Source organism: Streptomyces sp. KM273126, assembly GCF_004337435.2.
GTDB lineage: Bacteria > Actinomycetota > Actinomycetes > Streptomycetales > Streptomycetaceae > Streptomyces > Streptomyces acidicola.
In genome coordinates, this window is sequence record NZ_SJXB02000001.1 from 4940212 (window position 1) to 4959413 (window position 19202).

Sequence of the window (19202 nt, forward strand, 5' to 3'; positions counted from 1 at the left end):
CCGCCAACCCGGCCAGTGTCGCATTCGCACAGGTCGGACGGGCTGCGCGGTCCCTTGACGGCCTGACCTTCCCTCAGCACCATGACGGAGGCCGCCAGGGTGGCCAGACCCTCATGAGCCGCCCAGAGGAGCCGATTCCATGACATTGGCGACCGAGCCGAGGCGACCACCGCGACCCCGCCCGACGAAGCGCGCACCCGGTGCGGGCCGGGGCCGTCGCGTCCTCGACCACGGCGCCTGGTTCCTCGTCCTGCCCGCGCTGCTGCCCATCCTGGTCCTGAGTGTCGGACCGCTGCTCTACGGGATCGTGCTGGCGTTCACCGACGCCCAGTCGGGGCGCACCGCGCCCACACAGTGGATCGGGACACTCAACTTCCAGGACCTGCTGCACGACACGCTGTTCTGGGAGTCGTTCCGCATCGGTCTGCTGTGGGCGGTCGGGGTGACCGTGCCGCAGTTCCTGCTGGCGCTCGGGCTCGCCCTGCTGCTGAACCAGGACCTCCGGCTGCGCTGGCTGGCGCGGGCGCTGGCGATCATCCCGTGGGCGATGCCCGAGGTGGTCGTCGGCGTCATGTGGCGCCTCGTCTACAACCCGGACGCGGGCATCCTCAACGAGACCCTGCGCGACCTGGGCCTCGGCGACGGCCGCGACTGGCTGAGCGGACTGGCGACCGCCCTGCCCGCGGTCATCGTGGTCGGCGTCTGGGCGGGCATGCCCCAGACCACGGTCGCCCTGCTCGCCGGACTGCAGAACACCCCGCGCGAACTCCACGAGGCCGCGGCGATGGACGGCGCCGGAGCCTGGCGGCGCTTCCGCACGGTCACCTGGCCCGCGCTCAGACCGGTGGCTCTCGCCATCACGGCGCTGAACTTCATCTGGAACTTCAACTCCTTCGCCCTCGTGTACGTGCTGACCAACGGCGGGCCCGGCGGCCGCACCCGCCTGCCCATGCTGTTCGCCTACGAAGAGGCCTTCCGCTACGGGCAGTTCGGGTACGCGGCGGCGATGGGATGCGTGATGGTGGCGGTGATCTCGGTGATCCTCGCGCTCCATCTCGTCGGCCGGCTGAGGGGAGGTGAGGAGCGATGAGGACCCGGAGGACCGCCCGTGCCGGCCAGTACCTCGCCCTGCTCGCCTATCTCGTGTTCCTCGCCTTCCCCTTCCTCTGGCTGCTCTCCACCGCCTTCAAGCCGCCGCGCGAACTGGGCAGCCTGCACCCCACCTGGATCCCGAAGGACCCCACCCTCGCCAACTTCCGGCAGGCCTTCGACGAGCAGCCCCTGCTGGACGCGCTGTTCAACTCCCTGGTCGCGGCGGTGGGGGCGGCCGTCGTCGCGGTGCTGATCGCGACGCCGCTGGCGTACGTCATCGCCCGGCGGCGCAGCCTGCTCTCGCGGGCGGCCACCGGCTGGGTGGTGGTCAGCCAGGCGTTCCCGTTCGTGCTGGTGATCATCCCGCTGTTCCTGGTGCTGAAGAACCTCCGGCTGATCGACTCCGTCCCGGGACTGATCATGGTGTACGTGGTGTGGGCGCTGCCGTTCGCGCTGTGGATGCTCGTCGGGTACGTACGGGCCGTGCCGCCCGAGCTGGAGGAGGCGGCCGCGGTGGACGGCGCGGGCCGGGCGCGCACGCTGGTGTCGGTAACGGCTCCGCTGCTCGCGCCAGGCATCGTGGCGACGGCCCTGTTCGCCTTCGTCACCGCGTGGAACGAGTTCTTCTTCGCGCTCGTGCTGCTCAAGAGCCCGGAGAAGCAGACCCTGCCGGTCGTCCTCACGCACTTCATCGGTGCCGAGGGCGTAGCCGACCTCGGACCCCTCGCCGCCGCGGCCTTCCTCGCCACCCTGCCCTCCCTCGTGATCTTCGCGGTCATCCAGAAGCGGATCACGGGCGGCATGCTCGCCGGGGCGGTGAAGAACTGATGCGCGCACCCCTGCTGACCGTACGCCTGCTGGCCATGGTCCTCCTGCTGCTCCTCGCGGGCTGCTCGTCCGGCGGCGGGCGCGACGACGGCCGGATCACCCTGCGCTTCCAGTCCCTCGCCTGGCAGCAGGAGTCCGTGGAGGCCAACAAGGAGCTGGTGAAGGAGTGGAACGCGGCCCACCCCGACATCCAGGTCGAGTACGTCCAGGGCAGCTGGGACGGCGTCCACGACCAGCTGCTCACCTCCTTCGAGGGCGGTGAGGCGCCCGACATCATCCACGACGCCTCCGACGACCTGGCCGACTTCGCGTACGGCGGCTACCTCGCCGACCTGACCGATCTGCTGCCCGAGCGGCTGAAGGCCGACATCCCGCGGCGGAGCTGGGAGACGACGACGTTCGGCGACGGCGTCTACGGCGTCCCGTTCCTCCAGGAGCCGCGTGTACTCGTCGCCAACGCCACCTGGCTGAAGGAGGCGGGCGTACGCGTCCCGACCCCCGAGAAGCCGTGGACCTGGGCCGAATTCCGCGCCGTGACCGAGGAGTTGAGCGGCGACGGCAAGTACGGCGCGGCCTGGCCGCTCAAGGAACCGGTCTCGGCCACCCTCAACCTCTCCCTCTCCTCCGGCGGCCGGATGTTCCACCGGGGCGGGGACGGCAAGGTGGAGATCCGCTTCGAGGACACCGACGCGGTCGTCCCGCGGACCGTGCACGACCAGGTGAACACCGACCGCAGCGCGGCGAGCAGCACGCTCGGCATGGGCGGCTCCGACACCCTGCCCGGGTTCTTCGGCGGCCGGTACGCGATGGTCCCGCTCGGGTTCTCCTACCGTCAGCAGATCGTGCAGCAGGCGCCCAAGGGCTTCGACTGGCAGGTGCTGCCCGCCCCGGCCGGCGCCGACGGGCTCGCCCAGGGCGTCAGTCCGCAGACGCTCTCGATCGCAGAGGACAGCCCGCACCAGCGTGAGGCCGCCGCGTTCATCGACTTCATGCTCCGGCCCGAGAACATGGTCCGCCTCGCGCTCGGCGACTGGATGCTGCCCACCGGCACCGAGGCGCTCCGGGACCCGGCCCTGCGCACGCGGAAGCACGACTGGGCCACCGGCACGGCCCTGGCCGCCCACCTCCGCTCGGCGCCCGCCCAGTCCGTGCGCGGCTACCCGGAGTGGAAGGACAAGATCGCCACTCCCGCCCTCCAGGAGTACTACAGCGGTGCGATCGGCCTGGACGAGCTGCGTGAACGGCTGGTCGAGGACGGCAACCTGGTGCTGGCGCGCTACCAGCGCTGAGGGGGGCGGCCGTCGTCGCTGAGCGCTGCCCTCAGCGCTCGGGGACCAGGGTGGGAAATTGCGTTGCACGAGACGTATCGTCTCGCTTACGGTCGGCTCATGACCTCGCACATCGCCATGTTCTCCATCGCCGCCCACGGCCACGTGAACCCCAGCCTCGAAGTGATCCGCGAACTCGTCGCGCGCGGCCACCGGGTGACGTACGCGATCCCGCCGGTGTTCGCGGACAAGGTCGCCGAGACCGGTGCCGAGCCCAGGCTCTGGCACTCGACGCTGCCGTCCCCCGACGACGACCCCTCGGCCTGGGGCAGCACGCTCCTGGACAACGTGGAGCCCTTCCTGAACGACGCCATCCAGGCCCTGCCTCAGCTGATCAAGTCGTACGAGGGCGACGAACCCGACCTCGTGCTGCACGACATCACCTCGTACCCGGCCCGCGTCCTCGCCCACCGCTGGGGCGTCAAGGCGGTCTCGCTGTCCCCGAACCTGGTCGCCTGGGACGGCTACGAGGAGGAGATCGCCGAACCGATGTGGGCCGAACCGAAGAAGACCGAGCGCGGCCGGGCCTACTACGCCCGCTTCCACGCGTGGCTGGAGGAGAACGGCATCACCGAGGACCCCGACCGGTTCGGCGGCCACCCCGCTCGCTCGATCGTGCTGATCCCGAAGGCACTCCAGCCGAACGCCGACCGGGTCGACGAGACCGTGTACAGCTTCGTCGGCGCCTGTCAGGGGGACCGTGCGGCGGAGGGCGACTGGCAGCGGCCGGCCGGCGCGGAGAAGGTCCTCCTCGTCTCCCTCGGCTCGGCCTTCACCAAGCAGCCCGCCTTCTACCGCGAGTGTGTGGCCGCCTTCGGTGATCTGCCCGGCTGGCACATGGTGCTCCAGGTCGGCAGGCACGTGGACCCGGCCGCGCTCGGGCCGGTTCCGGCGAACGTCGAAGTGCGGGACTGGGTACCGCAGTTGGCGGTCCTGCGGCAGGCCGACGCGTTCATCACGCACGCGGGCGCGGGCGGCAGCCAGGAAGGCCTCGCCACGGGGACGCCGATGGTCGCCGTACCGCAGGCCGTCGACCAGTTCGGCAACGCGGACATGCTCCAGTCGCTCGGGGTCGCCCGTCATGTGCCGATGGAGGAGGCCACGGCGGGTGCCCTGCGGGAGGCGGTACTCGGACTCGTGGGTGACCCGGAGGTGGCGCGGCGGCTGGCGGCGATCCAGAAGCAGATGGCGGAGGAAGGGGGCACGCGGCGGGCGGCAGACCTGATCGAGGCCGAACTCGCGCGGCGGTGAAGCCGCACAAGGTGACGCTCGGGTGACGCGCGGTCCGCCGGGCGACCGCAAGCGACGACGTGGCCGGGGTGCCCCCACCCCGGCCACGTACGCCCTCACGGAACCGATCAGATCCGCACGATCAGACCCGTACCGTCTCGCCCGCACGGCCCTCGTGCGGCACGGGCGCGGGCGACAGCGCGCCGTGCGTCTCGTCGTGCGTGAGGTCCGGAAGCCGGTTCATCCACTGCGGCAGATACCAGTTGCGCTCGTCGAGCAGGGCCATCACCGCCGGGAGCAGCACGCCCCGGATGATCGTCGCGTCGATGAGCACCGCGGCCGCGAGGCCCACGCCCATCTGCTTCATGGACTGCATGGACAGCGTCCCGAAGATCGCGAACACGGCGACCATGATGACGGCGGCGCTGGTGACGACCCCGGCCGTGGTGACCACACCGTGCCGGATCGCGTCCTTCGTCGTACGGCCCTTCAGCCTCGCCTCGCGGATCCGAGAGACCACGAACACGTGGTAGTCCATCGACAGGCCGAACAGGATCACGAACAGGAACAGCGGCAGCCAGGTGATGATGGCGCCGACGCCCTCCGCCCCCACCAGCGAGGCGCCCCAGCCGTGCTGGAAGACGCCGACGAGGATGCCGTACGCGGCGCCGACCGACAGCAGGTTCAGCACGATCGAGGTGACCGCGATCGTCAGCGAGCGGAACGACAGCAGCATCAGCAGGAACGCGAAGATCACGACGAACACGAAGACCGGGACGACGGCACCGCCGAGCTGGTCGTTGAAGTCCTTCGAGCCCGCGACGTCGCCGGTGATCGGCGCCTGGACGCCGTCGACCTCGCCGAGCGTGGCGGGCCGCACCTCGTCCCGCAGCTTCTCCAGGCTCGCCCCGGCCTTGTCCAGGTCCGAGCCGCCCACCAGCGGCACGTACACGAACGCGAGGTTCTGCGCGTCGTGCACCTCGACCTCGACCGGCCCGCGCGAGGCCCCCGAACTCACCGCCCGCTCACGGAAGTCGGCGATCGCGGACTGCACGTCGTCGGCGCCTATGTCCTTCGCCTTGACGACGACTTCGGCCGGCCCGGTGCCGCCGGGGAAGGCATCGTTGACGCGGTTGTACGTCTGCACGATCGGCAGCGAGTCGCCGAACTCCTGGTCCAGGGTGAAGTTCTGCGTCTTCATGCCCAGCGCGGGGGCGGCAATCGCGAGGAGCACCCCGGCCGCGACCACCAGGGAGACGGCCGGCTTGGCGAGGACGACGCGCAGGACGCCCGTCCAGAAGCGGCTCCCCTCCGAAGCCCCGTTGCCCGAGCCGTCCTTCCTCCGCCGCTTGTCCGGGTGCAGGAACGGGATGCGGCCCTTCTCGACCCGTTCGCCGAGCAGCGACAGCAGCGCGGGCAGCACGGTCACGGACCCCACCATCGCGACCGCGACGACCATCAGCGAGGCCAGGCCCATCGCCTGGAAGTCGGCGAGCCCGGTGAACAGCATGCCCGCCATCGCCACGCACACCGTGACGCCGGAGACGATGATGGCGCGCCCACTGGTCGCCGCGGCCACCCGCAGAGCGGTCCCCGCGTCCCGTCCGGCCGCCCGCTCCTCACGTTCGCGCCGCAGATAGAACAGGCAGTAGTCGACCCCGACGGCCAGCCCCACCAGCAGCATCACGGAGTTGGCGACATCGCCCATCGGCATCGCATGGCTGACGATGGCCATCAGCCCCACCGTCGCCATGATCGCGGTGAGCGCCAGCGCCACCGGCAGCAGCGCCGCGACCACCGCGCCGAACGCGATCAGCAGAATGCCGAGCGCGACGGGCACGGCGGAGTACTCGGCCTGCTGGAAGTCGTCCCCGAAGGCGTCGTCGAACGTCTTGCCGATGCTCGCGGTGCCGATCTCCTCGATCCGCAGCTGCTCGTGGTCGCCCTGGACGCCCTCGACGGCCTTCAGTACGGGCTCGACGCGCTCACCCGCGCTCTCCGCGTCACCGCGCATGTCGAACTGCACGAGCGCGCTGCGACCGTCCTTCGAGATGGTGTCGCTGTCGTACGGAGAGGTCACGGCCGTGACGCGGCCCGTGCCCTCGACGGCCCGCATCACGTCGCCGACGGCGGCCCGGAACGCGGCGTCCGTCGCCTTGACCCCGTCGCCCTTCGTCTGGATCAGGACGGTCTCACCGGCCGGTTCCTCGATCCCCGCTTCCTCGATGATGTGGGCGGCCGTGCTGGTCTCCCCCTTGAGCCCGTCGCTGCCCTTGATGTCGACCTGGCCCACCGCCGAGCCGATCCCCATCGTCAGCACGACGAACAGCACCCACACACCCACGGCCGCCCATCGGTGCCGGGCGCTCCAGCCGCCGGCCCGGGCGGCGATGCCCCGCACCCGTATCTCTCCGTTCCCCATGACGGGTCAGCCCCCTTGTCCGCGGCGACGGCCCCCTGCCGGCACCCTTCGTCTCGAAGGTATGGGCCGGACAAGAGCGTCTCGTCGTGCTGCCCGGTGAACCCGGGGCCGGACCACTCATCCCCCTGGACCCCGGTGTCTCCCCATCCGGGAGGACCGCGGCCCCTTACACGTACTTCGGGTTCTCAGGGGCGGGGATCAGGGTGGGGTCAGGATTGGCGATCAGGATTGGCGATCAGGGGCGGACGGGCCTGAGGCACGGACCGGGAGCCGGGCGGACCTGGGGCATTACGCTGTGCGGATGACGACGTACGCGGCGCTGCTGCGCGGCATCAACGTGGGCGGCGGCAAGAAGGTGCCGATGGCCGATCTGCGTACGCTGCTGACGGGTCTCGGCCACACCGGTGTGGCCACCTACCTGCAGAGCGGCAACGCGGTCTTCACCACGGACGGTGGTGACGAGCACACCCTCGCGGCGGACATCGCGCAGGCCGTCGAGAAGCACTTCGGGTTCACTGTCGAGGTCCTGGTGCGCGACCACACCTACCTGAAGGCCGTACGGGACGCCTGCCCCTTCCCGGCCGCCGACCTGGCGCCCAAACAGCTCCACGTCACGTACTTCTCGAACCCCGTCGAAACGGCCCGCTTCGCCTCGGTCGACCAGCAGGCCCTCCTGCCCGAGGAGTTCCGCCTCGGCGACCGCGCCCTCTACCTCTACGCACCCGACGGCCTGGGCCGCTCCAAGCTGGCCGAGACCCTGTCGAGGCCACGACTGCTCAAGGGCCTGACGGCCACCAGCCGCAACTGGAACACGGTCGTCAAACTCGTGGAGATGACCGCGCCGGCAGCGGACAACTGACATGGAGCGGGCCTGTCGGCAAGGGCAACCTGCTGTGCGAGGCTCGTTCCATGCGCTACATCATCATCGGAGCGGGGGCCGTCGGCGGCGCGATCGGCGGGCGGCTCGCGGGCTCCGGACACGAGGTCGTCCTGGTCGCGCGAGGCTCGCAGTACGCGGCGCTGCGGGACGGCGGGCTGCGGCTCAGGGTGCCGGACGGTGCGTTCACCCACCGCCTGCCGACCGTCGACGGACCTGACGCGCTCGGCGAACTGCGGGCGGACGACGTCCTCGTGCTCGCCGTGAAGACCCAGGACAGCGAGGCCGCGCTGGCGGCGTGGGGCCCGGCGCCGGTGGCGGGCGGCGGCACGGCCACCGAGCGGCTGCCGCTGGTCTGCGCCCAGAACGGCGTGGAGAGCCAGCGTCTGGCCCTGCGCCGCTTCCGGCGGGTGTACGGGATGTGTGTCTGGCTGCCGGCGACCCACATCGAACCCGGTGTCGTCTCCGCCGCCGGCACCCCGCTCACCGGGGTCCTGCACCTCGGCCGCTTTCCCCATGGCACCGACGAGACCGCCCGGCTGATCGCCGCCGACCTGGAGAAGTCGAGGTTCGAGGCGCCGGTGGTGCCGGACGTGGCGCGCTGGCAGTACGCCAAGCTGCTGTCCAACCTGGGCAACGCCCTGGAGGCGGTCTCCGGACCCGCCCAGGGCGAGGAGACCGTGGCGTTGCTGGAGCGGGTACGGGCCGAGGGGGCCGCCGTGCTCGACGCGGCCGGGATCGCGTACACGAGCGCCGAGGAGCAGCGGGAGGTCCGTGGCGACAAGATCACCCTGGTGCCGCTCGACGGCTCACCGCGCGGTGGCGGCTCTTCCTGGCAGTCCCTGACCCGTGGCACCGGCACCATCGAGGCGGACTACCTCAACGGCGAGATCGTGCTGCTGGGGCGCCTGCACGACGTACCGACGCCGCTGAACGACCTGTTGCAGCGGCTGGCGAACACGTGCGCGCGCGAGCGCCGGGAGGCGGGCTCGATGCCGATCGCGGAGCTGGTACGCCTCGCCGACGAGGCTGTCGCGTTTGTTCAAGAGGACTGAGCGCGCCGTCTCTAGCGTGGGGCGCATGAGCGATGAGCACCAGAATGATCGGAACAATCCGCACAAGCATGTGTACCCGTACATGGTCGAATGCGCCGCCGAGGCCGCGCGCGTGGCCCGGGGCGTCGAGGCGGGGCAGTTGTCCGCGCCCACGCACTGCCCCCGCTGGGACGTCCGCGCCATGGTCAACCACTGGGTCCTCTACACCTCGCACGGTCTGGAGCACCGCGCCTTGCGCAAGCCGCTCCCCGAGGAGCTGACCACGCGCGACTTCGCCGCCGACCCGGACTGGGCCCGGGCGTACGCCGACCAGCTCGACCGTGCCGTCGCCGCCTGGGACGATCCCGCCGTGTGGGAGGGCGAGGTCGACCTGGGCGGTGGCACGCTGCCCGCCGCCGACATCGCCGGGATGATCGTGAAGGAGATGGCGGTCCACGGCTGGGACGTCGCCGCCGTCACCGGCCAGGAGATCCGTTTCTCCGAGGGCGCGGCCCGGCTGGTGCTGGACGTGGTCGAGACCCACGCCGAGCTCTACCGGAAGTACGACGGCTTCGCCGACCCGGTGTCCGTGCCGGAGGGCGCGTCCGTCTTCGAACGCGCCCTTGCGTTGAGTGGCCGCGACCCACGAATCGCCAGGACGAGCCCGCCCCGCTGACCACCCGAGTTCACTCGCCCCCGCCGCCCTTACCCGTCCCATCCCCTGGGGCTCCGCCCCTTCGCCCCCGCCGAGGGGGCTGCGCCCCTGGCCCCCGGGCTTCGGGGCTCCGCCCCGGACCCCGTCTCGGGGGCCGGCCCCCGGACCTCCGCTCCTCAAACGCCGGAGGAGCTGGAGTGCGCGGGGCGGCGTTGGATGTTGCCGGTTGGGGCGGGGATTTTTAGCCCGTCCGGCGTTTGAGGACGAGGCCGTTCAGGCCGACAAGCGGGGTCCGGGGCGGCAGCCGCCAGGGATGGGACGGGTAGGGGCGGCGGGGGCGAGAGATGCGACCTCGCCGTGTCGTACCGCTCCAGCAGCACCCGCGCCACCTCCGGCGCGGACCCCAGCACGTCCGACAGGACGTCCGCCCCGGCCGCGCCCCGCGCGATACGGTCCGGCAGGAAGCCGGGGGCCAGGACGTACGGCGCCACCGCGACACGCGCACAGCCCAGCGCGCGCAGCTCCCGCACGGCGTCCTCCGTGCGGGGGAACGCCGCGGGAGACGCAGCGGAGGCGAACGCAGGCCGCACGGCGCACCAACCGGTGTGCCGCCACTCCCGCGCGATATCTGCGATCACTGCGATCGCCTCCGGGTCGGTGGACCCCGCCGAGGCCAGCACGACCCCGGTCGAGGACTTGTCGGCGGGGGTCAGCCCGGCCTCGTACAGTCGGCGTTCGAGTGCCGCCAGCAGCAGGGGAGACGGGCCGAGCACCTCCGCCTGGCGGATGCGAAGCCGCGTCGGCGCGTCCCGCAGCACCGCCGGGATGTCCGCCTTCGCGTGGAACGCACGCGTCAGCAGCAGAGGGAGGGCCACCACGTCCCGCACGCCCTCCGCCGCCAGTGACTCCAGCACCCCGTGCACGGACGGGACGTTGAAGTCCAGGAAACCGGTCTCCACGCGCAGTCCGGGACGCATCGCGCGCACACGCCGGACGAGGCCGTGCACGGTCGCGGCGTGCCGCGGATCGCGGCTGCCGTGAGCGATGACCACCAGGACGGGGCGTACGGGGCGGACCGGATTGCGCATGGAGTTCGGGTTCTCCCAGCTCTACTTTCAGTTCCTTACCAGGAGACCGCGGCTGCGCAGCACCCACCGCTCCAGCGGGCTGAAGATCAGCAGGTCGATGGCGATGCCGACGATCAGGATGAGGAGGATCGCGAGGAAGACCATGGACATGGAGCTGGTGTTGCGGCCGTTCTCCAGCAACTGGCCGAGGCCGACGCCGAGATCGGGCGAGGACGCGATGATCTCGGCCGCCATCAGCGAACGCCACGAGAACGCCCAGCCCTGCTTGAGGCCGGCCACGTAGCCGGGCAGAGCGGCCGGCATCACGATGTGCCAGGTGCCCTTCAGCCCGGTCGCGCCCAGCGTGCGGCCCGCCCGCAGGAAGAGCGGGGGCACCTGGTCGACGCCGGAGACGAGTCCGTTGGCGATCGACGGGACGGCGCCCAGCAGGATCACCGCGTACATCATCTGGTCGTTCAGGCCGAGCCAGATGACGGCCGGCGGCACCCAGGCCACCGACGGCAGCGACTGCAGGCCGGACAGGATCGGGTGGATCGCCGCCCGGAGGAACTTCATCCGCGCCACCAGCAGACCGAGCGGCGTGCCGATCGCCAGAGCGAGCAGGAAGCCGAGCAGACCGCGCGAGACGCTCGTCCAGATGTAGCCGAGCAGCGTGCCCTGCAGCCAGGCGTCCTCGATCTCGCCCCACACGTCGCCGGGCGAGGGCAGCTTGGTCGGGTCGTCGACGACGTTGAAGGAGATCAGCGCCTGCCACACCACCAGCACGAGCGCGATGGCGATGAGCGGCGGCAGGATCTTCTGCACGAAGGTCTGCCGGAACGGCGTCCGCCCGGACTGGACCGTCTCCAGGGCGTCCAGTCCCGCTTCGAGTCCCGCCAGGTCGTTGCCGCCTTTGACGGCGCCCTTGGCGTCGTCCTTGACGGCCCCGTCGGCCTTGGTCTCAGTGCTGGCCATGGCGGCGGATCTCCCCACGCAGTTCTTCGGTGATCTCGACGGACAGCTCCGCCACGGCGGCGTCCTCGATGCGGCGCGGCTGCGGAATGTCGACCGTCCACTCCCGCGCGACACGGCCCGGACGCGACGACAGCAGGACGACGCGCTCGGCCAGCCGGACCGCCTCGCGCACGTTGTGCGTGACGAAGAGGACGGACACCTCGGTCTCGCTCCAGATGCGGGTCAGTTCGTCGTGCAGGACGTCCCGCGTGATCGCGTCGAGCGCCGCGAACGGCTCGTCCATCAGCAGGAGCTTGCTCTCCTGGGCGAGCGCACGGGCGAGCGCCACGCGCTGGCGCATACCACCGGAGAGCTCGTGCACGCGCTTGCCGTACGAGCCCTTCAGACGGACCAGTTCGAGCAGTTCCTCGGCCCGGCCGCGCCGCTCGTTCTTGGGAACCCCCCTGAGCTTCAGGGCGAGTTCGATGTTCTTGCCCGCGGTCAGCCACGGGAACAGGGCGTGCTCCTGGAACATCAGGGCGGGGCGCCCGTCGGTCGTGATGCTGCCCGCGGTCGGCTTGTCCAGCCCCGCGACCAGGTTGAGCAGCGTCGACTTGCCGCAGCCCGAGGCCCCCAGGAGGGTGACGAACTCGCCGGGAGCGACATCGAGCGTGATGTCGTCGAGGACGAGTTGCTGTCCGGCGGGCCCGGCGAAGGACTTCGAGACGTGCTCGATACGGGCGGCGTGCTCGACGGCCTGGACGCCGTCGGCGGCCTTGGCGAGCGCGGTGGCCATGGTCGTCACCTCCTGGGAACTGATCGGACTACGCGGTTACTTGACGCCGAGACCGGCGTCGTCGGCCTCGGACTCGCCCTCGGCCTTGAGGACCTTGTTGAGCAGCGTCAGGTCGTAGATGCCGCCCAGGTCGGGCTTCTCCAGCAGACCGGCCTTGACCGCGTGCTCCGCCTCGGTGTCGAGGGTGGACGCCAGCGGATCGTTGGTGAACTGGATCGACTTCCACGCCGGGTCGAGCACCTCGGCCGGCAGTTCCTTGCCGGAGTCCACCTTGAGCTGGGCGTTCGCCGCGGCCTTGGCCTCGTCCGGGTTGGCGGCGATGTACGCGTTGGTCCTGACCGAGCCCCTCAGCACCGCCTCGACGACCTTCGGGTGCTGCGTCAGGAACTTCTGCGACACGATGATGTTCGTGATCACGAACTTCTTGTCGGGCCACAGGTCGGCCTCGTCGAGCAGTACCTTCGCGCCCTCGGCGACCAGCTTGGACGCGGTCGGCTCCGGCACCCAGGCGCCGTCGATGGAGCCCGACTTGTAGGCGTCCGGGGTGATCTTGTTGTCCGTGCGGACCACCGAGACGTCGCCCTTGCCGCTCTCCGCGTCGACCTTCCAGCCCTGGTCGGCGATCCAGTTGAGGAACGCCACGTCCTGCGTGTTGCCGAGCTGCGGGGTCGCGATCCGCTTGCCCTTGACGTCCTTCAGGGACTTGATCTTGTCCGGGTCGACCACGAGCTTCACACCGCCGGACGCGGAGCCGCCGATGATGCGCAGGCTCTTGCCGTCGGACTTGGTGTAGCCGTTGATGGCCGGGGAGGGGCCGATCCAGCCGATGTCGATGGAGCCCGAGTTGAGGGCCTCGATCTCGGAGGGGCCGGCGTTGAAGGTCGCGTACGCGGCCTTCGTGGCGCCGAGCTCCTTCTGGAAGATGCCCTCATGGCGGCCGACCAGGGCGGTGCCGTGGGTGAGGTTGCCGAAGTAGCCGATCTTCACGGTGTCGAGACCGTCGATCTTCTTGGCGCCGGCGGCGACCTTCTCGGTGTCGTTGTTCTTGGCCTCGGAACCGTAACCGCAGGCGGCCAGCGCCAGCAGGGGGAGAACTGCGGCAGCGGTGATGCCGCGCCGAATGAGTACTGAGCGAGTGGCAGGCACGGGAGGGGTTCCTCTCGTTGGCCCGGCGGTCACGGTCTCTCAGGTCGTGGCCGGGAGGTCGGCAGGTTTTCGTCTACGGCGGTGGGGGGCGAGGGCGCGCAGGCAGTGCGCGTACGTCAACGCGCACATCGCGCCACTCCGCCCTGCCCGCTCCCGAGGTCACCGCTGCCGACGCGGCCGCCCTCCTTCGCGAACGTCGAGAAGAAATCGGTGGAGTTCATGTCAGAAGTCCCACCCGTCGTCCTCGGCCTCGTCCTTGACCGGCTCCGGCGAGGCGAACGACTCGCCGACCATGCCGGCGGTCAGGGTCGTGCCGTCGGCCGGGTCGATCAGGATGAACGAGCCGGTGCGCCGCGAGTCGGCGTACGCGTCGACGGGTAGCGCCTCGGCGGTGCGGATCTTCACACGGCCGATGTCGTTGGCGACGAGCTGTCCCGGGTGCGGGTGCAGGGACAGGTCGTCGAGCGTGAGACGGGACGGTATGTCCTTGACGACGGCCTTGACCGTGCGGGTGCCGTGCTTGAGCAGCACGCGGTGGCCCACGGTCAGCGGGGCGTCGGCGACGTGGCAGACGGTCGCCTCGATGTCCTGGGTGGTCGCCGGCGCGTCCTTGCTCGGCACGATCAGGTCGCCGCGCGAGATGTCGATGTCGTCCTCCAGCAGGAGGGTCACCGACTGCGGCGTCCACGCCACGTCGACCGGCTTGCCCAGCAGGTCGATGCCCGCGAGTCTGGTCGTCCGCCCGGAGGGGAGCACCGTCACCGGGTCGCCCACACGGAACGTACCGGCCGCGATCTGGCCCGCGTACCCGCGGTAGTCCGGGAGTTCGGCGGTCTGCGGGCGGATCACGTACTGCACGGGGAGCCGGGCGTGGCAGTGCGCCAGGTCATGGCTGACAGGGACGGTCTCCAGGTGCTCCAGGACCGTCGGGCCTCCGTACCAGTCCATGTTCGCCGACGGCTCCACCACGTTGTCACCGGCCAGCGCCGAGATCGGGATGGCGGTGACCTCGGGGACGCCCAGCTCGGTCGCGTACGCGGTGAACTCCTCGGCGATGGCCGCGAACACCCGCTCCTCGTACTCGACGAGGTCCATCTTGTTGACGGCCAGGACCACGTGCGGGACGCGCAGGAGTGCGGCGATGGCGGCGTGGCGGCGGGTCTGTTCGACGACGCCGTTGCGGGCGTCGACGAGGACTACCGTCAGTTCGGCGGTGGAGGCGCCGGTCACCATGTTGCGGGTGTACTGCACGTGGCCGGGGGTGTCGGCGAGGATGAAGCGGCGGCGGGGCGTGGCGAAGTAGCGGTAGGCCACGTCGATGGTGATGCCCTGCTCGCGCTCGGCCCGCAGCCCGTCCGTCAGCAGCGCGAGGTCCGGGGCCTCCTGGCCACGGCTGGCCGAGGCGCGCTCCACGGCCTCCAACTGGTCGACGAGGACCGACTTGGAGTCGTGCAGGAGGCGCCCGACGAGCGTGGACTTGCCGTCGTCGACGGACCCGGCGGTCGCGAACCGCAGGAGCGTGGTCTCGGACAGTTCCGTGGTGGTGCTCATGACTAGAAGTACCCCTCGCGCTTGCGGTCTTCCATCGCGGCCTCGGACAGTTTGTCGTCGGCGCGGGTAGCGCCCCGCTCGGTGAGCCGGGAGGCGGCGATCTCGGCGATCACGGCGTCCAGCGTGGTGGCGTCGGAGTCGACCGCGCCCGTGCAGGACATGTCGCCCACGGTCCGGTAGCGGATGAGGCGCTTCTCGACGGTCTCGTCGTCCTTCGGTCCGCCCCATTCGCCGGCGGTGAGCCACATGCCGGCTCGCTGGAAGACCTCGCGCTGGTGGGCGAAGTAGATCTCGGGCAGTTCGATGCCCTCGCGGGCGATGTACTGCCAGACGTCCAGCTCGGTCCAGTTCGACAGGGGGAAGACGCGGACGTGTTCGCCGGGGGCGTGGCGGCCGTTGTAGAGCTGCCACAGTTCGGGGCGCTGGCGGCGCGGGTCCCACTGGGAGAACTCGTCGCGCAGCGAGAACACGCGCTCCTTGGCCCGGGCCTTCTCCTCGTCGCGGCGTCCGCCGCCGAAGACGGCGTCGAACTTCTCGGACTGGATCTTCTCGGTGAGCGGCACGGTCTGGAGGGGGTTGCGGGTGCCGTCGGGGCGTTCGCGCAGGACGCCGCGGTCGATGTAGTCCTGCACGGAGGCGACGTGGAGACGCAGGCTGTGCTTCTCGACGGTGCGGTCCCTGTACTCGATGACCTCGGGGAAGTTGTGTCCGGTGTCGACGTGGAGCAGGGAGAAGGGGATCGCGGCGGGGGCGAAGGCCTTCAGTGCCAGGTGGAGCATGACGATGGAGTCCTTGCCGCCGGAGAACAGGATCACCGGCCGTTCGAACTCGCCCGCCACCTCACGGAAGATGTGCACCGCCTCGGACTCCAGCGCGTCCAGGTGCGAGAGGCAGTACGGGCTGTCGGTCTCCGAGGAGATGGTGGCGACGGTCGTCATGCCAGGCCCCTTTCGACGAGCAGCTTGTGCAGCGTGGCCGCGGACTCCTGCACGGTCTGGTTCTGCGACTCGATGCGCAGGTCCGGCGACTCGGGCTCCTCGTACGGGTCGTCGACACCGGTGAGCCCGGAGATCTCGCCCGCGGCCTGCTTGGCGTAGAGGCCCTTCACGTCACGTACGGAGCAGACCTCGACCGGGGTGGCCACGTGGACCTCGATGTACGCGGTGCCGCCCGCCTGGTGGCGCTTGCGGACGGCCTCGCGGCTGTCGGCGTAGGGCGCGATGACCGGCACGAGCGCCTTCACACCGTTGCGGGCCAGCAGGTCGGCGAGGAAGCCGACGCGCTGCACGTTGGTGTGGCGGTCCGCGCGGCTGAAGCCGAGGTCGGCGGTGAGGAACTCACGGATCTCGTCGCCGTCGAGCACCTCGACGAGGTGGCCGTCCTCGCGCAGCCGGTTCGCCAGCTCGTACGCGATGGTGGTCTTGCCGGCGCTCGGCAGACCCGTGAGCCAGACGGTGGCTCCGGTCGTCACGTGGTTCTCCCGGGGGGTCGGAGATGTCTCGGTGGTCGGCATCGGCATCGGCATCGGTGTCGTCGGGGGCGGCGTCATTCGTGCAGTCCGCACTCGGTCTTGGCGCGGCCCGCCCAGCGGCCGGCGCGGGCGTCCTCGCCCTCCAGGACGCGGCGGGTGCAGGGGGCGCAGCCCACGGAGGGGTAGCCGTCCATCAGCAGCGGGTTGGTGAGCACACCGTGCTCGGTGACGTACGCGTCCACGTCGTCCTGCGTCCAGCGCGCGATCGGCGAGATCTTGACCTTGCCACGCTTGTCGTCCCAGCCGACGACCGGGGTGTTCGCCCGGGTGGGGGACTCGTCGCGGCGCAGGCCGGTCGCCCATGCGTCGAACCGGGTCAGGCCCTCCTCCAGCGGCTTGACCTTCCGCAGGAAGCAGCACCGGTCGGGGTCGCGGTCGTGCAGCCTGGGCCCGTACTCGGCGTCCTGCTCGGCCACGGTCTGGCGCGGGGTGAGCGTGATGACGTTGACGTCCATCACGGCCTCGACCGCGTCGCGGGTGCCGATGGTCTCCGGGAAGTGGTAGCCGGTGTCGAGGAAGACGACGTCCACGCCGGGCCTGGCGCGGGACGCGAGGTGCGCGACCACGGCGTCCTCCATCGAGGAGGTCACGCAGAAACGCCTGCCGAAGGTGTCCACGGCCCACTGGAGGATCTCCAGCGCGGACGCGTCCTCCAGATCGCGGCCGGCCTGTTCGGCGAGCGCCTTCAGTTCGGCGCGCTTCGCCGCCTCCGGGTCGGCCGCGTCGTTCAGTGATGAGTCCGAGTCCGCCTGAGCGGTGGTCATATCTGATCCCCTCCACTTTCGGCATGTCGCAGCCCCCGGGCGAGAAGCCCGAGGAACTTCAACTGGAAGGCCCGACTGCACGCTCCGCATTCCCACGCACCGTGCCCCTCTTCGCTCGGGCGCAGGTCCTCGTCGCCGCAGTAGGGGCAGTAGAAGGGGGCGGCCCGCTCGCTCATGACAACGCCTCCTCACTGGCACGCGCGGCCCAGGTGGCGAACCGCTCACCGTCCTCGCGCTCCGCCTGGAACCGCTTCAGGACGCGCTCCACGTAGTCGGGCAGCTCCTCGGAGGTGACCTTCAGGCCGCGTACCTTGCGGCCGAACCCGGCCTGCAGGCCGAGCGCGCCGCCCAGGTGCACCTGGTAGCCCTCGACCTGCTCGCCCTGGTCGTCGAGGACGAGCTGGCCCTTGAGACCGATGTCCGCGACCTGGATACGGGCACAGGCGTTCGGGCAGCCGTTGATGTTGATGGTGATCGGCTCGTCGAAGTCCGGGATACGGCGCTCCAACTCGTCGATCAGCGCGGAGCCACGCGCCTTGGTCTCGACGATGGCGAGCTTGCAGTACTCGATGCCGGTGCAGGCCATGGTGCCGCGCCGGAACGGGGAGGGCTTGGCGGTCAGGTCCAGGGCCTCCAGGGCCTCGACCAGCGGCTCGACCTGCTCCTCGGCGACATCGAGGACGATCATCTTCTGCTCGACCGTCGTACGGACCCGGCCCGAGCCGTGGGCCTCGGCCAGCTCGGCGATCTTCGTCAGCGTGGCGCCGTCGACGCGGCCGACGCGCGGGGCGAACCCCACGTAGTAACGGCCGTCCTGCTGGCGGTGCACGCCGACGTGGTCGCGCCAGCGCTCCACGGGTTCGGCGGGCGCGGGACCGTCGGCCAGCTTGCGCTTGAGGTACTCGTCCTCCAGCACCTGGCGGAACTTCTCCGCACCCCAGTCCGCGACGAGGAACTTCAGGCGGGCGCGGGTGCGCAGGCGCCGGTAGCCGTAGTCGCGGAAGATGCCGATCACGCCGGCCCATACGTCCGGGACCTCATCCAGCGGGACCCAGGTGCCGAGCCGGACACCGATCTTCGGGTTGGTGGACAGGCCACCGCCGACCCACAGGTCGAAGCCGGGACCGTGCTCGGGGTGCTCGACGCCGACGAACGCCACGTCGTTGATCTCGTGGGCTACGTCGAGCAGCGGGGAGCCGGAGATCGCCGTCTTGAACTTGCGCGGCAGGTTGGAGAACTCCTTGCTGCCGATGTAGCGGCTGTGGATCTCGTCGATGGCCGGGGAGCCGTCGATGATCTCGTCCTCGGCGATCCCCGCGACGGGCGAGCCGATGATGACGCGCGGGGTGTCGCCGCACGCCTCGGTGGTGGACAGCCCGACGGCCTCCAGCCGGTTCCAGATCTCCGGCACGTCCTCGATGCGGATCCAGTGCAGCTGGATGTTCTGCCGGTCGGTGATGTCCGCGGTGCCGCGGGCGAACTCCTGCGAGATCTCGCCGATCACGCGCAGCTGCTGCGTGGTCAGCCGGCCGCCGTCGATGCGGACCCGCAGCATGAAGTACTTGTCGTCCAGCTCCTCCGGCTCCAGGATGGCGGTCTTTCCGCCGTCGATGCCGGGCTTGCGCTGGGTGTACAGCCCCCACCAGCGCATACGGCCGCGCAGGTCGTTGGGGTCGATCGAGTCGAAGCCCCGCTTCGAGTAGATCGTCTCAATGCGTGTCCGCACATTGAGACCGTCGTCGTCCTTCTTGAACTGTTCGTTGCCGTTCAGTGGGGTGAAGTGACCCACGGCCCACTGACCCTCGCCACGGTGACGGCTCACCTTGCGGCGGGGCGTGGCAGGGCGTTGCGGGGTGGCGGCCATGGTGGTTACGTCCTTCGGGACAGGCGGGAATGCGACTCTGACCTGCGTGTATGGGCGCATTGA

General features: G+C 70.5%; 17 protein-coding genes and 1 pseudogene. 7 read left to right on the forward strand and 11 right to left on the reverse strand.

All coding sequences use genetic code 11. The features are described 5' to 3' along the window. Positions 1–139 precede the first annotated feature (139 nt). The 4 genes from E0500_RS21115 (at position 140) to mgt (ending at position 4499) form a co-directional block, all read left to right on the forward strand. On the forward strand, positions 140–1090 hold the full coding sequence (locus tag E0500_RS21115; RefSeq protein WP_131570741.1) for a carbohydrate ABC transporter permease: 951 nt from the start codon (positions 140–142) through the stop codon (positions 1088–1090). After that, the gene (locus E0500_RS21120) at positions 1087–1920 is read left to right on the forward strand and encodes a carbohydrate ABC transporter permease (protein ID WP_131570739.1); all 834 of its coding nucleotides are present in this window, start codon (positions 1087–1089) and stop codon (positions 1918–1920) included. Before E0500_RS21115 ends, E0500_RS21120 begins: the two co-directional genes overlap by 4 nt. Beyond that, positions 1920–3209, forward strand: coding sequence for an ABC transporter substrate-binding protein (locus E0500_RS21125; protein WP_131570737.1), 1290 nt, complete (start codon positions 1920–1922; stop codon positions 3207–3209). The genes E0500_RS21120 and E0500_RS21125 overlap by 1 nt, the downstream gene beginning before the upstream one ends. A gap of 99 nt (positions 3210–3308) precedes the next feature. Beyond that, positions 3309–4499 (forward strand): macrolide-inactivating glycosyltransferase, encoded by a 1191-nt coding sequence (gene mgt / locus E0500_RS21130; RefSeq protein ID WP_131570735.1) that lies wholly within the window; start codon positions 3309–3311, stop codon positions 4497–4499. A gap of 121 nt (positions 4500–4620) precedes the next feature. On the opposite strand, the gene E0500_RS21135 is transcribed toward mgt, so the two are convergent. Further along, positions 4621–6900, reverse strand: coding sequence for an MMPL family transporter (locus E0500_RS21135; protein ID WP_131570733.1), 2280 nt, complete (start codon positions 6898–6900; stop codon positions 4621–4623). Between the two features lie 301 nt (positions 6901–7201). On the opposite strand from E0500_RS21135, the gene E0500_RS21140 reads away from it, so the two are divergent. Genes E0500_RS21140 through E0500_RS21150 form a run of 3 tightly spaced genes read left to right on the forward strand, consistent with a single transcriptional unit; the run spans position 7202 to position 9487 of the window. Further along, entirely contained in the window at positions 7202–7759 is a 558-nt protein-coding gene (locus E0500_RS21140; RefSeq protein WP_131570731.1) for a DUF1697 domain-containing protein, read from the forward strand. Between the two features lie 50 nt (positions 7760–7809). Then, positions 7810–8832, forward strand: a complete 1023-nt coding sequence (locus E0500_RS21145; protein WP_131570729.1) for a ketopantoate reductase family protein — start codon at positions 7810–7812, stop codon at positions 8830–8832. Between the two features lie 25 nt (positions 8833–8857). Next, positions 8858–9487, forward strand: a complete 630-nt coding sequence (locus E0500_RS21150; protein WP_181587080.1) for a TIGR03086 family metal-binding protein — start codon at positions 8858–8860, stop codon at positions 9485–9487. Positions 9488–9813: 326 nt separating this feature from the next. Here the strand turns inward: E0500_RS21150 and E0500_RS21155 are convergent. The 10 genes and pseudogenes from E0500_RS21155 to E0500_RS21200 form a co-directional block, all read right to left on the reverse strand. Next, positions 9814–10554 (reverse strand): annotated as a pseudogene (locus E0500_RS21155) (sirohydrochlorin chelatase); the annotation flags it as partial. 27 nt (positions 10555–10581) lie between these two features. Further along, a complete protein-coding gene (locus E0500_RS21160; RefSeq protein WP_131572063.1) occupies positions 10582–11508 on the reverse strand; it encodes an ABC transporter permease in 927 nt (308 codons plus the stop codon). Next, complete coding sequence (locus E0500_RS21165) at positions 11495–12283, reverse strand: ABC transporter ATP-binding protein (RefSeq protein WP_131572062.1); 789 nt, start codon at positions 12281–12283, stop codon at positions 11495–11497. Before E0500_RS21165 ends, E0500_RS21160 begins: the two co-directional genes overlap by 14 nt. Before the next feature lie 36 nt (positions 12284–12319). Beyond that, the gene (locus E0500_RS21170) at positions 12320–13429 is read right to left on the reverse strand and encodes an aliphatic sulfonate ABC transporter substrate-binding protein (RefSeq protein WP_131572061.1); all 1110 of its coding nucleotides are present in this window, start codon (positions 13427–13429) and stop codon (positions 12320–12322) included. Positions 13430–13651: 222 nt separating this feature from the next. Then, positions 13652–14980, reverse strand: a complete 1329-nt coding sequence (locus E0500_RS21180) for a sulfate adenylyltransferase subunit 1 (protein WP_181587081.1) — start codon at positions 14978–14980, stop codon at positions 13652–13654. Between the two features lie 2 nt (positions 14981–14982). After that, positions 14983–15918 (reverse strand): sulfate adenylyltransferase subunit CysD, encoded by a 936-nt coding sequence (gene cysD / locus E0500_RS21185; RefSeq protein ID WP_181587082.1) that lies wholly within the window; start codon positions 15916–15918, stop codon positions 14983–14985. Continuing rightward, entirely contained in the window at positions 15915–16493 is a 579-nt protein-coding gene (cysC, locus tag E0500_RS21190; protein WP_181587259.1) for an adenylyl-sulfate kinase, read from the reverse strand. The genes cysD and cysC overlap by 4 nt, the downstream gene beginning before the upstream one ends. 32 nt (positions 16494–16525) lie before the next feature. Further along, positions 16526–17275 carry a phosphoadenylyl-sulfate reductase gene (locus E0500_RS21195; protein ID WP_131569414.1) on the reverse strand — a complete coding sequence of 250 codons (750 nt, stop codon included), beginning with the start codon at positions 17273–17275 and terminating at the stop codon, positions 16526–16528. Then, positions 17272–17451 carry a hypothetical protein gene (locus E0500_RS43975; RefSeq protein WP_131569412.1) on the reverse strand — a complete coding sequence of 60 codons (180 nt, stop codon included), beginning with the start codon at positions 17449–17451 and terminating at the stop codon, positions 17272–17274. Before E0500_RS43975 ends, E0500_RS21195 begins: the two co-directional genes overlap by 4 nt. Further along, a complete protein-coding gene (locus tag E0500_RS21200) occupies positions 17448–19139 on the reverse strand; it encodes a nitrite/sulfite reductase (protein WP_131569410.1) in 1692 nt (563 codons plus the stop codon). The genes E0500_RS43975 and E0500_RS21200 overlap by 4 nt, the downstream gene beginning before the upstream one ends. Positions 19140–19202 lie beyond the last annotated feature (63 nt).

Coding starts and splice junctions, on each gene's coding strand:
- E0500_RS21115 (WP_131570741.1), top strand. CDS start 140: ATGACATTGGCGACCGAGCCGAGGCGACCACCGCGACCCCGCCCGACG.
- E0500_RS21120 (WP_131570739.1), top strand. CDS start 1,087: ATGAGGACCCGGAGGACCGCCCGTGCCGGCCAGTACCTCGCCCTGCTC.
- E0500_RS21125 (WP_131570737.1), top strand. CDS start 1,920: ATGCGCGCACCCCTGCTGACCGTACGCCTGCTGGCCATGGTCCTCCTG.
- mgt (WP_131570735.1), top strand. CDS start 3,309: ATGACCTCGCACATCGCCATGTTCTCCATCGCCGCCCACGGCCACGTG.
- E0500_RS21135 (WP_131570733.1), bottom strand. CDS start 6,900: ATGGGGAACGGAGAGATACGGGTGCGGGGCATCGCCGCCCGGGCCGGC.
- E0500_RS21140 (WP_131570731.1), top strand. CDS start 7,202: ATGACGACGTACGCGGCGCTGCTGCGCGGCATCAACGTGGGCGGCGGC.
- E0500_RS21145 (WP_131570729.1), top strand. CDS start 7,810: ATGCGCTACATCATCATCGGAGCGGGGGCCGTCGGCGGCGCGATCGGC.
- E0500_RS21150 (WP_181587080.1), top strand. CDS start 8,858: ATGAGCGATGAGCACCAGAATGATCGGAACAATCCGCACAAGCATGTG.
- E0500_RS21160 (WP_131572063.1), bottom strand. CDS start 11,508: ATGGCCAGCACTGAGACCAAGGCCGACGGGGCCGTCAAGGACGACGCC.
- E0500_RS21165 (WP_131572062.1), bottom strand. CDS start 12,283: ATGGCCACCGCGCTCGCCAAGGCCGCCGACGGCGTCCAGGCCGTCGAG.
- E0500_RS21180 (WP_181587081.1), bottom strand. CDS start 14,980: ATGAGCACCACCACGGAACTGTCCGAGACCACGCTCCTGCGGTTCGCG.
- cysD (WP_181587082.1), bottom strand. CDS start 15,918: ATGACGACCGTCGCCACCATCTCCTCGGAGACCGACAGCCCGTACTGC.
- cysC (WP_181587259.1), bottom strand. CDS start 16,493: ATGCCGACCACCGAGACATCTCCGACCCCCCGGGAGAACCACGTGACG.
- E0500_RS21195 (WP_131569414.1), bottom strand. CDS start 17,275: ATGACCACCGCTCAGGCGGACTCGGACTCATCACTGAACGACGCGGCC.
- E0500_RS43975 (WP_131569412.1), bottom strand. CDS start 17,451: ATGAGCGAGCGGGCCGCCCCCTTCTACTGCCCCTACTGCGGCGACGAG.
- E0500_RS21200 (WP_131569410.1), bottom strand. CDS start 19,139: ATGGCCGCCACCCCGCAACGCCCTGCCACGCCCCGCCGCAAGGTGAGC.